General features: G+C 61.9%; 11 protein-coding genes. 6 read left to right on the top strand and 5 right to left on the bottom strand.

Annotation, left to right across the window (positions count from 1 at the left end):
• Positions 1-14: 14 nt before the first annotated feature.
• Genes AB4N82_RS22075 through AB4N82_RS22065 form a run of 3 tightly spaced genes read left to right on the top strand, consistent with a single transcriptional unit; the run spans position 15 to position 7353 of the window.
• The gene (locus AB4N82_RS22075; RefSeq protein WP_122764147.1) at positions 15-2834 is read left to right on the top strand and encodes a TonB-dependent receptor plug domain-containing protein; all 2820 of its coding nucleotides are present in this window, start codon (positions 15-17) and stop codon (positions 2832-2834) included.
• A 29-nt stretch (positions 2835-2863) separates the two neighbouring features.
• Positions 2864-5620 carry a M16 family metallopeptidase gene (locus tag AB4N82_RS22070; RefSeq protein ID WP_122764146.1) on the top strand — a complete coding sequence of 919 codons (2757 nt, stop codon included), beginning with the start codon at positions 2864-2866 and terminating at the stop codon, positions 5618-5620.
• Positions 5617-7353, top strand: a complete 1737-nt coding sequence (locus AB4N82_RS22065; protein ID WP_122764145.1) for an ABC transporter ATP-binding protein/permease — start codon at positions 5617-5619, stop codon at positions 7351-7353. The genes AB4N82_RS22070 and AB4N82_RS22065 overlap by 4 nt, the downstream gene beginning before the upstream one ends.
• A gap of 7 nt (positions 7354-7360) precedes the next feature.
• On the opposite strand, the gene AB4N82_RS22060 is transcribed toward AB4N82_RS22065, so the two are convergent.
• A complete protein-coding gene (locus AB4N82_RS22060) occupies positions 7361-8962 on the bottom strand; it encodes a L,D-transpeptidase family protein (RefSeq protein WP_460103011.1) in 1602 nt (533 codons plus the stop codon).
• Positions 8963-9002: 40 nt separating this feature from the next.
• Between AB4N82_RS22060 and AB4N82_RS22055 the strand changes: the two genes are divergently transcribed.
• Complete coding sequence (locus tag AB4N82_RS22055) at positions 9003-9713, top strand: murein L,D-transpeptidase catalytic domain family protein (RefSeq protein WP_032889480.1); 711 nt, start codon at positions 9003-9005, stop codon at positions 9711-9713.
• Between the two features lie 30 nt (positions 9714-9743).
• A complete protein-coding gene (locus tag AB4N82_RS22050) occupies positions 9744-10490 on the top strand; it encodes a creatininase family protein (RefSeq protein WP_099602230.1) in 747 nt (248 codons plus the stop codon).
• Between the two features lie 100 nt (positions 10491-10590).
• Here AB4N82_RS22050 and AB4N82_RS22045 read toward each other — a convergent pair whose 3' ends face one another.
• Both AB4N82_RS22045 and AB4N82_RS22040 read right to left on the bottom strand, forming a co-directional pair.
• Complete coding sequence (locus AB4N82_RS22045; RefSeq protein ID WP_095185009.1) at positions 10591-10923, bottom strand: hypothetical protein; 333 nt, start codon at positions 10921-10923, stop codon at positions 10591-10593.
• Between the two features lie 34 nt (positions 10924-10957).
• Complete coding sequence (locus tag AB4N82_RS22040; protein ID WP_032889485.1) at positions 10958-11602, bottom strand: hypothetical protein; 645 nt, start codon at positions 11600-11602, stop codon at positions 10958-10960.
• Between the two features lie 130 nt (positions 11603-11732).
• On the opposite strand from AB4N82_RS22040, the gene AB4N82_RS22035 reads away from it, so the two are divergent.
• Positions 11733-12005, top strand: a complete 273-nt coding sequence (locus AB4N82_RS22035; RefSeq protein ID WP_032889487.1) for a hypothetical protein — start codon at positions 11733-11735, stop codon at positions 12003-12005.
• Here the strand turns inward: AB4N82_RS22035 and yfcF are convergent.
• Both yfcF and AB4N82_RS22025 read right to left on the bottom strand, forming a co-directional pair.
• Positions 11980-12612: a glutathione transferase gene (gene yfcF, locus AB4N82_RS22030; RefSeq protein WP_122764144.1), complete on the bottom strand. Its 633-nt coding sequence runs from the start codon at positions 12610-12612 to the stop codon at positions 11980-11982. The two genes, AB4N82_RS22035 and yfcF, sit on opposite strands and share 26 nt — an antisense overlap.
• Before the next feature lie 233 nt (positions 12613-12845).
• Positions 12846-15281 (bottom strand): TonB-dependent siderophore receptor, encoded by a 2436-nt coding sequence (locus AB4N82_RS22025; protein ID WP_122764143.1) that lies wholly within the window; start codon positions 15279-15281, stop codon positions 12846-12848.

Here is a 15281-nt window from a genome sequence, read left to right as displayed (position 1 = left end):
GCGGGGATCTTTGCATGACACACACCCTTCACCCGTTCGGTACGCCGGGCACGTGGCCGCTGCGCCTGAAAAAAGGTGCTGCCGCCAGCGTGCTCGGGCTTTGCTGCGCGTTTGGCCCGCTGCCGCTGGCCCTGGCGCAACCCGATGCGCCCGCCTCGGGCCACGTGTTCAACATCCCGCCGCAGCCGCTGGCCGGCGCCTTGATCGCCTTCGGCCTACAGAGCGGCAAGCAAGTGAGCGTTGACCCGCAGCTGCTCAAGGGCGTGAGTTCCCCCGGTGTGAATGGCGACATGAGCAACGACGCTGCCCTCGCTTACCTGTTGCAAGGGACCGGCATCGGCTGGGGCTATCAGGATGGCGCGCTGGTATTCCATCGCCTGCCCAATGCCGCTGCCGGTGAACCCTTAATGCTGGACAGCACGGTGGTGCTGGGTTTCACCCAGGAAAACTCGTTCCAGGGCGCCACCGTTATTGATCAAAAGGCGATCCAGGCCTTCCCCGGCGCCAATGGTGACATCACCACGCTGCTGCAAATGCACCCCAGCGTGCAGTTCAGCGGTGCGCAGCAGAGTTCCAAGACCCCCGGAGAAATCGACCCGGCGGACATCAGCATCAACGGTGCCAAGTTCTACCAGAACAACTTCATGATCGACGGTATCTCGATCAACAACGACCTCGACCCCGGCGCCCACGGCTACGGCGAAACCCGTCAGTTCGATGCAGCACCGAGTCGCTCCCACGGCATCGCCCTGGACGCCGACCTGCTGCAGGAAGTGACGGTCTACGACAGCAACGTGCCCGCCGAATATGGGGGATTCAACGGTGGTGTAGTCGACGCTATCACCCGTCGGCCCACGCAGGCGCTGCACGGTAAATTCTCCTATTCCATGAGCCGATCGGCTTGGACGAGTTACCACATCACCGAAAAAGACCAAGCTAACTTCGACAACGCATCCAACGAGCAATACCAGCCCGAGTTCGAGAAGACGACGCTGCGCGGCAGACTCGAAGGCCACCTGACCGAAGACTTCGGCGGCATCCTGAGCTTCTCGCAAAAGCGCTCGGTCATTCCGTTGAACACCTACACCGGGGGCTACAACAGCCCCACCGGCGAGAACACTCGGGACCAGACGCGTCAACTCGACAACTACATGGTCAAGTCCTACTGGAACGTCAACGACAGGCTCAGCCTCGACGGTTCATTTATCCAGGCGCCCCAGGAAAACACCTATTTCCGCGAAAACTACCGCAACGCTGATTTCACCAACATCAACGGCGGCTGGCAGGGCTCGGTCAAAGCCGTATGGGAAGGCGACACAGCGCGCTGGTCGCACACGCTGGCGGTCAGCGACCTCAACAGCTCGCGCCGCTCCGAATCCAATGACGCGATCGCCTGGTTCTACTCCACGACCAAAGACTGGGGTCGCCCGGAAACTACCAACTCCCGTAGTGGCGAGGGTGCCTATGGCAACCTGGACCAGACCCAGAGCAGCATCGACTACAAACTCAAGGCTGACTGGCAGGCCTTCAACTGGGCGGGCACCGAACACAAAGTGGTCACCGGTCTGCAACTGACCCGCACCCAAGCGACCTGGGAGCGGGAAAAAATGGCCACCTCCGCCACCATCAACAAGCGCGACAGCATTGCCACCTGCGCCAACAACGACAACCTGTGTTCCATCGGTACGCTGCTCAACGGGTCCACCCGCCAGTGGGCCGGTACGCGCCTGGAGTACGGCGCCGGCAAGATCGACCTGACGGAAAACAAATACGCAGTGTTCGTCGAAGACGCGATGCAGATCGGCAAGCTCGGCCTGCGTCCGGGGTTACGCCTGGAAGGCGACGACTACATGCAACAACAGAACCTGGCCCCACGTTTTGCCGGTGACTACGACTTCTTCGGTGACCGCAGTACCGTGCTGGTATTCGGCGTCAACCGCTACTACGGCCGCAACCTGTTCAAATACCGCCTGGCCGACGGTCGCCAGGGTTTTAACACGCTCTACACCCGCACCACCCAAGACGGCGCGTGGCGTTCCACTCAAGTGGAAAACCTGAACAAGCTGACCGACCTCAAGGTCCCCTACGATGACGAATGGACCCTGGGGCTTGATCAGGTTTGGCTCGACACCGACTTTCGCCTCAAGTACGTGCACCGCGAAGGCAAGGACAAAATCGTCAAGGCCTCCTCTCGCGTGCTGGGCCTGGGAGCACAAGCCGGCTATGACAGCATCTACTACACCTACACCAACCAAGCTTCCAGCGAGAGCGATAACATCAGCCTGACCATCACCCCCAAAGGGGAATTCAATTGGCAAGGCACCCGCACCAGCGTGCAAGCAGCCTTTGACTGGTCACGCACCAAAGACGCCTACGGCACTTACGAGTCAGGTATCGACGCCGATGAATTCGCCGATGCTGACGTGATCTACGACGGCAAGCGCATGGCCTATAGCGACCTGCCTGCCAGCGACTTCAATCGCCCCTGGACAGCCCGCCTGACCACCATCACCGAGATCCCGCAGTGGAACCTCACCGTCAGTAACTTCCTGCGCTATCGCGGCCCCTACGAACAGATCGTCAGCACCAGTAAAACCGTGACCGTCGACGGCGATGACCTGGCGGTGTACGACGCCGCGACTGTCAAGGCCGCCCCCACGTGGGACATGCGCATCAGTTGGGAAATCCCCACGGGCAAGGAGCAGGCGCTGTTCGCCACGGTGGACATCACCAACGTCACCGACCACGTCAACGAGATCGTCGGCAGTGGCAGCTCGACCGTCACCTATGAAGTCGGCCGCCAATATTGGCTCGAAGTCGGCTACCGCTTCTAACCAGCCACCTGATTAGCCTGGAACCCTTGATGAATAAGTTACTTGCAGGCCTGCTCGGCCCACTGCTGCTGTGCGCCTGCGCATCGCCCGTCACCCAAGAACCGCTGCCGTGGGCGCCCCAGGTGGTGCGCGGCCAACTGGCCAATGGCTTGGAATACCGCTTGGTGCAGGACAGCACCCAAACCGGCCGCCTGGACCTGCGCCTGACCGTGCGCGCCGGCTCGGTGGATGAAGACGACGACCAGGTGGGCGTGGCCCATATGCTCGAACACCTGACCTTCCGCAGCCGCGCGGGCCAAGCCAGCGACCTGCGTGCGCAGATGACCGCGTTGGGTTGGGTGCAGGGCCGCAACTACAACGCCATGACCAGCTATGACCGCACCCAGTACCTGCTCAGCCCCATGGCCGGTACCACGCAAACACCCATAGCCTTGGAAAAGCTTGCGCAACTGGTGTTCGCGGGTGATTACAACGCCGCAGACCTTGAGCGCGAACGCCCCATCGTCATCGAAGAATGGCGCGGCGGCCTTGGCGTGGCCCAACGCATGAATGACCAACGCGCGGCCACTCAAAGGGTGGGTTCGCGTTACCCACAACACCGCACCATCGGCAATGAAACGGCGATCCGCGAAGCGTCGCTCGGTGCCTTGCGGCGCTTTCAACAGCGTTGGTATGTACCCAATAACATGGTGTTGTCGGTGGTCGGCGACTTCGAGCCACAGCAGTTGACGCAGCAGATCCAGCAGGCCTTCGGCGCCCCGGCCGCCAAGGCACTACCGGAACGTGAACACCGCGAACTGCCTCTCGATAACCAGCTCAAAATCTTCCGCCTGCAAGACCCGCAAACCGGCAGCAACCAAGTGTCCCTGCTGTTTCGCCTGCACGAACCGGACAGCCGTGGCATCACGGCCGAAGCCAGCCGCGAGCGTTTGGTCGACCGCATGGCCCTGTCGGCGTTGTTGGCCCAGTTACGCCGCCAACCCCTGCCAACCGGCGTGCGCAGCCTTACCGCACAGAAGACCTTGATCGGCGAGTATTCCAGCGTACTGGGCGTCGCGGCCGGTGTTGACGGTGCTCATCATGACGATGCCCTGAGGCAGCTGCTGACCGAGTTGGAGCGTGTGCGCCAACACGGGTTGACTGCGCAGGATCTGGACCGGGAACGGAGCAAAATCCGCTTATTGGCAGACGCCATGCTGGCCAAGGATGAGTCGCGCACCTTCGAGCAATGGGTGACCTCGCTCAACGATGCCGCCGTGCAGAACCGCCCCGTCGTCGCGCCGCATCAGATAGCCCAGCGCACGCTTAACGCGCTGGACACCATCGACCTCGCAGCACTCAATGCCCGCCTGAACCGTTGGCTGAACAGCCCCGACCAAGTGCTGCAATTCACCGCGCCGGGCAACCGTGTGGTGCGCCTTCCGAAGGTGGACGATGTGCAACAGTTGCGCGCGTCCATTGCCCTCTCATCACTGGCAGCGCCGCAGTCGGCCCCGCCGGTGGCACCGCTTGCTGCCACCTTCACACTGCCATCGGCTGGTGCACCCGGTTCGGTGCTGGGCAAACGCAGCTTTACCGCTGAACAGGTCGAGCACTGGCAACTGAGCAACGGTGATCGCCTGGTCTGGCTGCGCCGCAATGCCGAAGACGGCCAATGGCGACTGCAAGCCGAATCGTCCGCCGGTTACGAGCGCCGCGACGTACCCGCCTGGCGCCTGCAAATGGCGGCGCAACTGGGCAACCAGAGTGGCGCGCCAGGATTGGAGGCGTGGCGTAAACAGCACAAGGCAACCTTGAGCCTTGAACAAAGTGCTACGCGCCTGCAATTAAGCGCCCGCTCAAACGCCTCGATTGTCGCCCTGACCACACTGCTGCAAAGCTATCGCCAGAGCCAGGTGGGCGCGCCGATCGATGACGAACTGTTCAGCGCTGCCCGCGATGATCTGCTGACCCGCGTGAGCACCCGACCCGACGCCATCGCCGCCGCCCGACGTGAACTGCGCTACGGCGTCGACACCTGGCAAGCCCCGGATCAACACGCCTTGGAGGCATTGCAATCAAGCACCCTGAATGAGGACTGGCAGCAGCTCAAGCAGGCCCCGGTCACCTACTACCTGATGGCGGACATGGATCCGGCGCACCTGGCAAAAGCCGTGGTCGAGCAACTGGCCAATATCCCGCGCGGCGTTGCCCAACCCAGCCGCCCTGCCCTGCAAAAACCCGGTCAACGCCGCGCCGACATCGCCGTAGCCCTGGAACCTCGCGTGGTACTCGAAGCCAACAGCTTCAGCGAACAGCCATGGACGCCCGAAGCGGCGGCCCGTGTCGCAGCCCTGCGTGAACTGGCCAACCAGCAGCTCAAGCAACGCCTGCGTGGCGAGGCGTCCGGCGTCTACCGCCTGCGCTTCGACAGCGAACTGAACCCCGACACCCAGCGCATCGAAAGCCAGTTGAGCTTCACCTGCGACCCCCAACGCGCCGACGAACTGTGGGCGCTGGCCCAGCAGACTCTGGCGCAGTTAGGCCGTTCGGTGGATGCGAAATGGGTCACTGACGAACGCATGGAACTGCGCCGTCAGGAGCGAAAGCGCTTGCTCGATCCCACCACCCAATGGCGCCGCCTGTTGCTCAGCGAACGCCAATGGCAAGACCCGCGCTACCTGAGCCGCCAGACCCGTTTGCCGGAAGGCCTGCGCCTGGAATTGCTCAAACCCTTGGCCAACCAGTTGTTCCCGGCGAATAACCAAGTGCTGCTGCGCGTCCTGCCAAAGGTGGATGCCCCTTGAAGAGCCTGCGTACGTTCTACCGCCTGGCCGCGCCGTTCTGGCGCCAGGGCTCGCAGTGGCTGGGCTGGCTGATGCTGGTCAGCATCATCGGCATGGGCCTGTTGATCGTACAGATCAATGTCTTGATCAACGCCTGGAGCAAAAGCTTCTACGACACCCTCGGCGCATTCGACACGCCTGCGCTGTACGCGCTGATGGGCCGCTACGTGATTTACCTCGGCGCCTATGTGCTGATCGTCGTCGCCCTGGACTGGGTGCGCAAAGCCTTGGTGCTGCGTTGGCGCCAGGCCATGACCGAGCAGTTCACCCATGCCTGGCTCGCTGACCAGGCCTTCTACCGCCTGGGCCTGAACGGCGAGCCGGACAACCCCGACCAGCGCATCAGCGAGGACGTGGATATCGTTGCCGACCTGAGTGTGGAGTTGGTGGCTTCGTTCATCATCAACATGGCCCAGGTCGGTGCTTTCATGAGCATTCTCTGGCAACTGTCGGGGGTGCAGACGTTCAGCGTCGGCGAATACAGCATCACACTGTCGGGCTACCTGGTGTGGATTGTGGTGCTCTACACCCTGGCCGGCAGCTTGATCACCCACTGGGTCGGCCGTCCGCTGCACCGCCTGAACGTGGACCGCCAGCACTATGAAGCTGACTTTCGTGCCAGCCTGCTGCGCAAGCGTGAACACGCCGAACAGATCGCCCTGTACCGGGGCGAGGCGGTGGAGCGCGCGCACCTGGCTGAGCGTTTCCAGGCGATTGCGCACAACTGGCGGCAACTGATGGGCCGCGAGCGTAACCTCAGCCTGTTTACCGTCAGCTATGAACGGGTCAGCCTGATCATTCCGGTGTTTGCCGCCCTGCCCGCGTTTCTGGCCAAGACCATCACGTTAGGCGGGTTGATGCAGATCCGCAGCGCGTTTGGCGCGGTGCAAGGCTCCCTCAGTTGGTTTATCAAGCTGTACCCGAAGTTGATGCGCTGGAGTTCGGCGGTGGAACGGCTGGGGCAGTTTGAACACGCCATCGCCGCCAGCCGCTGCCAGGCCCAGGCACCGGTGATTGGCGACTGCCTGTGCGTCAGCGGCCTGGATGTACTGCGTCCTGACGCGGGCCTGCTGCTGGGCGATGTGTCAGTACAAGTGGCTCAGGGGGAGTGGCTGTTGATTGCCGGCCGCAGTGGTATCGGCAAATCCACGTTGCTGCGCACCTTGCAGGGCATCTGGCCGTATTGCCGGGGCGGCTGGCAATTGCCGCCAGGGCGCAGCCTTTTGCTGCCGCAGAAGCCTTATCTGCCGAGCATGCCGCTGCGTCAGTTGCTGGCTTACCCTGCGGTTGAAGTGCCGAGTGGCGTGCGCTTGGTTGCCGTGCTGCTACAGGTGGGGTTGCCGGGGTTGGTAAATCGCCTGGACGAACAACGTGAATGGGCGCGGGAACTGTCGGGCGGTGAACAACAGCGCATCGGTCTGGCGCGCGCGCTGCTGTATGCGCCGGATACGTTGTACCTGGATGAAGCGACCAATCAGCTGGATGAAGCCAGTGCGCATGCCCTATTGGTGCTGGTGCGTGAGCAATTGCCTGAATGCACAGTGATTGGCATCAGTCATCAGGTGGCGCTGGCGCCACTGTTTGATCGCACCTGGTCCCCTGAAACGGCACAAAACGCTGGGGTTGTGGCAGGTTTTGAGGCTGCTGCGCAGCCCAGCGCGGGACAAGCCCGCTCACCACAGAAAGAGCACTGACCGGGGACTAGAGCACGCTGCCCATCGCCTTCATCAACACCAGGTCCCGCGCGTAAATATCCGGCGCGTAGACCAACCCACCCTGGCGGTCGACTTCGACCGTCCAGTAACCAAGCAACACCGGCACCGGTGTGGACAGCCTGAATTCATGGGTCACGCCAGTGGCCAGCAGTTCATCGGTGCGCGCGCGTTCGGCCGGGCTGACCAGCAGATCGCGCAGCAACAACGGTTGTTCCACCCGCACGCAACCGGAGCTAAATGCGCGAGGGCCTTTGGTGAACAGCGGCTGGCTCGGGGTGTCGTGCAGGTACACCGAGTACGGGTTGGGAAAGCGCATCACGATCTTGCCCAACGGGTTGCGCGGCCCGGCTTCCTGGCGCAGCAGGATATTGCCGGGGCGCGCCCAGTCGATCTGCTCGGGCGCCAGCGGGTGGCCTTCGGCGTCGAGCACTTGCAGGTTTTGCTGGCGCAGGTATTCAGGGTTCAGGCGGATGGCCGGGAGTTTATCCTCACGCATGATGGTCGGCGGGATCGTCCAGGTGGGGTTGAGCGTCAGCCGGGTAATGCGGGATTTGAGCAGCGGCGTCTGGCGTTCGGCGCGGCCCACTTGCAGGCGGGTTTGCCACACCGGGATGCCGCTCTGGTACACGCTCAATTGCGCGGCGGCGACGTTGACCAGCACGCCTTCGGGCTCCAGGTCCTGGGCCAGCCAGCGGAAGCGTTCAAGGTTGATGCGCAGTTGCTCGCGGCGCATGGCCGGGCTGATGTTGAGTTCGGCCACGGTGCCGGCGCCGATCACACCGTCCGATTGCAAGGAGTGGCTGACCTGGAAAGCCTTCACCGCCGTGACTAACTCAGGACGGTATTGCTTGCCGGCGCCCTTCGGTTCGCTGGGCAGATAACCACCGCTGTAGAGCCGCCGCGCCAGTTCCGGAACACGTGGGTCTTCCATGCCGGGACGCAACAACGGGCCGCTGCCAACCGCCTCCCAATGGGGCAATGGCTGCTGGCGCACCGTGGAATAGGCATTGCGCAGGCTGCGGTACAAATCTGCGCTGGGGCGTGCCTGGTCGAACGCTTGCGCCATGTCATTCAAGCCGATGGCGGCAAAGGCCAGCACGTCGGTGTTGGGATCGCGGGTGGGAGGCTGGGAATGCCACAGCGGTTCGAAGCGCGATTGCTGCAGCCGACCGAAGTGCAAGTCCTGGAGGGCTTGCAGGTAGTGTTGGCTGCTGTCGATATCGCTGCACAGTACGTTTTGCGTGGCGTGCGGCGCGGGCAGACTATAGTGGGTGGGATCCAGGCCATCGTCGGCGAGCATCAGCAATTGTGTTTGGAGTGCTTGGCGGCGCGTCTCGTCCGACCATAACGGTGCATCGCCTTGCTGCTGATAGAACGCTTGCAGGCGCGCAAGGGCTGGCGCGTCGATCTGCGGCGCCAGGCCTGGGCAACCACTGGGCAACTGCGCCAGGGCTTGTTGCAACGGGGCCAGGTCCACCGGCGCGGGGGTCGTGACCGGCAGCGGTTCCACCGGCAGCGCATCCGCTGTGGCGACCAATGGTGCAACGAGCAGGCAAATGCTCAAGTAACATGCGTGTTTTTTGAACAATGGCTTGGCTCCAATCCACAGTGGGGGAGATGTACTGTAGATGCTGACTTTTATGTATCGCCTGGGGATCGCCTTGAGTTTGGCTGTATTGAGCAATTCTGCGCTCGCCGCCAATGGCAACCCTCCTTCCTTGTATAGCAGCCTGGCGCGCTCGGCTCCAGAACTCAATCCCACTGTGCTGAAAAGTGCCCTGAGCGCGATGCAGTGCGCGGTCAGCAATGGCGAGGAACGCTCCGAGCGCCTGGCCGTGATTGACTATTCTCAGCCGTCGACCGCCCGTCGGCTGTGGATCTTCGACCTGCGTAAGAAAACCCTGGTGCTGCGCGATCTGGTGGCCCACGGCGCCAAGTCCGGGGAGAACTTCGCCACCCAGTTCTCCAACACCGAAGGCAGCCATCAATCCAGCCTGGGCCTGTTCCGCACCCAGGAAAGTTACCTGGGCACCCACGGTTACTCGCTGCGCATGGACGGCTTGGAGCCGGGGTTCAATGACCAGGCCCGTGATCGCGCCATCGTGATTCACGCCGCCGACTACGTAAGCCCGCTGTGGAGCAAGCGCGAAGGCCGTATCGGCCGCAGCCAGGGTTGCCCGGCGGTGCGCCCACAGGTGGCACGCCAGGTGGTGGATAAACTCAAGGACGGGCAGTTTATGTTTTCGTGGTACCCCGACCAGCGCTGGTTGAAGTCCTCGACGTACCTCAATTGCAAACCCCAACAGGTGGCAAGTAGTCGTACAATCCGTGGCGGTTAGCCTGTCCCCACAGATAAAAGAGAGCGTTCAATGCTTCTACACCAATCGACCTGGATCGAGATCGGGCAGTTTCTGGAGCGCAGTCGCACGGTGGTGATCCCCATCGGCTCCAACGAGCAGCACGGCCCGACCGGTCTGCTGGGCACCGACTGGATGTGTCCGGAAATCATCGCCGTTGAGGCGCAAAAAAACGCCGACATCCTGATCGGGCCGACCTTCAATATCGGTATGGCCCAGCATCACCTGGGTTTCCCCGGCACCATTTCCTTACGCCCTTCCACCTTTATCGCCGCGATTGGCGATTGGGTGCGTTCGCTGGCCGGGCATGGTTTCGACAAGATCCTGTTCCTCAACGGCCATGGCGGGAATATCGCAACCATCGAGGCGGCGTTTTCCGAGCTGTACGCCGAAGCCAGTTTTGCCCGTCGACCCGCCGGCTTCGCCCTGAAGCTGGTGAACTGGTGGGACCTGGAAGGCGTCAGTGACCTGGCCCACCGCCAATTCCCGGTAGGCCACGGCAGTCATGCCACGCCGTCAGAGATCGCGGTGACGCAGTGGGCGTATCCGGACTCGATCAAGTCGGCCGACTATTCGCCGCAGATCGCCAACACCGGTCCGATCCGCGAAGCCCTGGACTTCCGTGCACGCTTCCCCGATGGACGCATGGGCTCGGACCCGGCGCTGGCGACGGTGGAGAAAGGCGGTGAATTGGTGGCGTTGGCGGCTCAAGGGCTGGTCAAGACCGTCAACAGTTTCAGCAACGAAGCCAAAGCCTAGGTCGAGTACACATCAACCTGTGGGGAGGGGCGGCTTCGCAGACCAGCGCAGGGCAAGCCTGCTCACCACAGCAAGCTCCCTCCCACATTGGATGTGTGTGCTACTTACATTCCTGCGCCGCCAATTCCAGTCGCGACGGCGTTAACGCCGATGCCAGCGGCTTGCGCTCATACAGGAACACCTTGGCGCCCTCTCCAGCCTTGTAGGCTTCCAGCACATCGTCGGCCGCAATCTTACTGGTCAACACCGCGCGGGCGTGGCGCGAGTTCTGGGTCACGGTCGACGTAATCCCGTGTTTTTCCAGCTTGGGCAAGACGCATTGGAAATAGGCGTCAGGGCCTTTGCTGGTTTGCAGGGTCAAAGTTGGAGTGTTTGGGGCAGAGACACAGCCGGCCATCAACAGAGCCGTAGCCGGTACAAAAAAAGAGCGCATGAAAAAATCCTGATATTGAATATAAACGTTCACATCAACCGGCACGTACCAGCGCCTTGAGCGACGCATCAAACTGCTTCAAAGCATCCAACTGCACATCCCGCTGCTGCTCGATCTGCGCGGCAATTTCCGGCGCGTCTTTGTCACGGACCCACACCGACGGCACCTGTTTGTGCACCGAGCCTTCGGCCTTGGCGATGTATTGCAGGTCGGCGTCATAGAACCGCGCAATAAAGCGCGCCTCGACCTGATCGTTACGCTGGGTGAGCAGTTGATTATGGGTATCGAGCATCACCACTACATCGGGATGAGCCTGCACCAAGGCATCCAGGTTGTCGTAGACGGTCACCGACAAAAAGGCGCCCTGCAGCGAACTCATCAACCAATCAATGGCCAACTCCGGGTCGGAGCTGTTGACGAACGCCTGGCGGATACGCCCGTCGAGGGCATCCTTGGCGCCATTCAAGGCCATATCGTGGTAGCGTTCCAGATAGCTGAGGTTGTCGCGAGTATTGTCGCTCAACAACACACCTACTGACTGCGTGTGCTGCAGGGAGTTTACGCTACCGGCGATGGGTAGCAAATGGCCTGTACGCAGTTCGCCAGCGATGGCCGCGTTGCTCACTGCCACCGTACCCAGCATCAGAATCATTAGACCAAGCTGAATAATCGTCCTCATCGCGCATTTCCTTGAACAGCGTCTCGATGAAGGGATTTTGCGCTTTCCGTGCGAAAACAGAACTTGCGTTGCGTGATGGTGACTATTATCTGAAGCGATAGTGTTGCGATAAAACCGATAAGGAGCCGCCATGAAGCCCCACCAGAAAACCTTCGACCGCATCCGTGAAGCCGTCTTGCCGGAATTTCGCGAGCGGGTCGCCGATTACCTGGTCGACTATGAAACCGTGCTGCAGGACATCAACGCCGACGCCGATCAAGTCTGTGCCAGCGCCCAACAACTGCGCGGTTACCTGCGCGGCTTGAACACCACGCGGGTGCTGGGCATGGCCGATTGGGAAGACCTGGATCGGCGTGTGGAACACATCACCGCAAACGCTACAGCGCAGGACGTTGCTGATTGACCCATTCCTGCACCGACGGCCGCTGCCACTGACGCTGGGCATACGCCACCAACTCAGCCGGTACGCGGTCGCCGTTGAGGATCAGGCGGTTGAGCATGATCGCCAGATCCACATCAGCAATCGACCACTCACCGAACAGGTTCGTCGGGTTACCCGCCAATAACGCCTGCGCCCCAGTGATCAACCGCTTGGCGGCCGCTTCGGCCACGGGTGACAACGGCGGCATCTGCTGGCCGTAGAACACCACCAGCGTGGAACGCTCCTGACGAATTGGCAGCAAATCACTGCGCAACCACGCTTGTACCTGCCGCGCCCTCGCCCGCTGCTTTGGATCGGCGGGGTACACCGCTGTCCCAGAGTAGGCCTCTTCCAGATACTCGGTGATCGCCGAAGATTCCGACAACGCAAAGTCACCTTCCACCAGGGTTGGCACCCGTTGGGTCACAGACAGCCGGGCGAAATCGGCGGTCTGGTTTTGCGCGGCATCCAGGTCCAGGGTAACCAGTTCGAAGGCCAGGCCCTTTTCCCGCAGGGTGACGAACACCGACATCGCGTAGGGGCTGGTGAACAGCGAATCAACGTATAGGCGCAACGGGCTCTGGCTCATGGGCAATCTCCTTGAATGAGCCCTCACGCTACGAGATGTGCGCGGATAAAGACAATGCAGGGTTTTTATGGGGGCATTCCTGGCGGGAATACTGCTTAAAACGCCTGAATATCGACCTCGCCCGTGTAGGGCTGCCGGTGGGTGCCTACACGTCCTTTATAGATCGGTATTGGGTGGGCGTCAGGCGTCTGGCGCCCCCCCAAACACGTTCGACAGTGGACCGTGTTTACCCTTTAGAAGTCCACCGTTGCCGATAGCTTCACCGTGCGTGGCTCGCCCTGGGTCAGGTAGTTATTGGCGGTCGACGCCGACGCCCAGTACGCCTTGTTCGCGACATTCTCGACGTTGGCGCGCAAGGTGATGAACTTGTCGTCGGCCTTGAAGCCATAACGCGCACCGAGGTCAACACGGGTCCAGGCCGGAATGCTGAGTGTGTTGTCAGCGTTGACGTACTCGCCGCCGGTGCGCAGCAGCCGTGCGTTAACCGCAGCGCCCTGGATGCCCGGAATGTCCCAATCGGTGCCCACGTTGAACTGAAAACGCGGCACACCGGCGGCGCGATTGCCGTCAGTGAGGCCGTTGGCAGTGCGCTTCAACTCGGTGTTCATCCAGGTCGCACCGGCCAGCACGCGCAGGCCGTCGAGGGGTTCGCCGAAGACGTTGAGCTCCACACCTTTGTTGATCTGCTGACCGTCGACGCTGAAGGTATGGGTGCCATTGGCGTTGGTGTTGGTCGCACTGTTCGGCTGTTCGATGCGGTAGACGCCGAGGGTAGCGCCATAGCTGTCCCAATCGAACTTGACCCCGGCTTCGGTCTGTTTGCTGCGGCTGGGCGCAAAGACTTCGCCGGGATTGGTGACGTTGGTCAGCGGCGCCGTCGGACCTTGGGCCAAGCCTTCGATTCGGTTGGCGTAGAACGCCACATGCTCCCAAGGCTTGACCACCAGGCCATAAACCGGCGTGGTGATCGACTCGGCATAGTTGGCACTGCGCACGCCGGTGGTGGTGTTCCAGGCGTCCACTTCGATGGTCTGGCGGCGCACGCCCAACGTCAGCAATACGCGATCGTCGATAAAGCCCAAGGTGTCGGACACCGCAGCACTCTTGATGCGGTTTTTGCCAACGATGCGTGGGTCGTGCACATCGCTGCCGAAATAGGTGACGGTCGGGCGCGCTATCTGGGTCGGGTTGTACAGATCGCCGGGCTTGCGATTGCCCCGCAGGATCGCTTCAAACGCCGAACGCTGTTCGCCCCAGACTCCCGACAAACCGACGTTCATCTGATGGGTCACCGGCCCAGTGCTGAAGTGCCCGTTCAAACCGGCCATGGCACTCTTGTTGTCCTCATCATGGGGCGAATACAAAAAGCCCACTTGCCCGGCACCGTTGTTGCCCACATACAACGACGAATACTGACCATTCTCCCGCGTGTGCTTGGCGCCGCCGCCCACGTAAGCCGTCCAGTTGTCATTGAGGTCGTACTCGGCATTGAACATGCCGTAGGTGTCTTCCAACTCCGACCAGCTCCAGTCCTGGGCGTAGTTGTGTTTCGCCGATGGCGCCTTCGGCACTTGGGTACCTGTGGGGTAGACCACCGAGCGGCCGCTGTTGATGCGCTCTTTCTGGTAGCCGAAATCGGTGGACATGCGCAGGCGCTCGCCACGGTAATCCAGGGCGATGGCGATGAGTTGTGAGCTTTTGAATTCATCCTCGATGGCCGTGTCACCGCCGTGTTTGGCCAGGTTGACCCGCGCACCGAAACGGTTGTCTTCGCCAAAGCGCTGGCCCAGGTCGAGGTGCCCACCGGCCTGGCCGTCGGTGGTGGTGTCGAGGCTGATGCTGCGGGTCGCGGTGTCTTCGGCGCGCTTGGGCACCAGGTTGACGCTGCCGCCAATCCCGCTGCCCGCCGGCGATACGCCGTTGACGAAGGCGTTGGGGCCTTTGAACAACTCCACACGCTCCAGGGCCTCGGTGGTGACGATCTGCCGGGGCAGCACGCCATAGAGGCCGTTGAAAGCAATGTCATCGGTGTTCAGTGGCAGGCCGCGGATGGTAAACACTTGGGAGAAGTTACCGAACCCGGAGGACTGGCGCACCGACGCGTCGTTGAGCAACACGTCACCCACGGTGCGCGCCTGTTGGTCGGCGATGGTTTTGGAGGTGTAGCTGACCACGCTGAACGGCACGTCATTGATCGAGCGATTGCCCAACACCCCCAGGCGCGCCGAACGCGCTACCTGGCCACCGCCATAGGTGTCCACCTCTGCCCCACTCGTTTCGGCGCTGATGGTGGTGGCGCCCAGTTGCAGCACGTCGCCAGTGGCCTCGGGGACCACGGTGTAGCCGCCGCTGCCGGTGCTTTGCACGGTGTAGCCGCTGCCCTGGAGCAGTTGCATGAAACCCGATTGCGCAGTGTAGCTGCCTTGCAGGCCCGAACTCTGTTGGTCATTGAGCAGCGCGGAATCAAACGACAGCGGCACACCGGATAACGCCGCGAACTGCGCCAACACATTGCCCAAGGGCCCCGGCGCGAGGGCATAGCTGCGCGCGGCGCCCGCTACTGTCTCTGCTGCCATGGCGCTGTACAGCGGAGCGAGAGTGGCAAGCGCAACAGCCAGGCTCAGCGCCTTGAGGGGACGGGGGCAAACGAGATGCAGTCTGGCGTTCAT

The organism is Pseudomonas sp. H1_D04, from assembly GCF_054683855.1.
The sequence above is the reverse complement of the archived record's forward strand: the minus strand, read 5'-3'. Positions and strand labels throughout refer to the sequence as shown.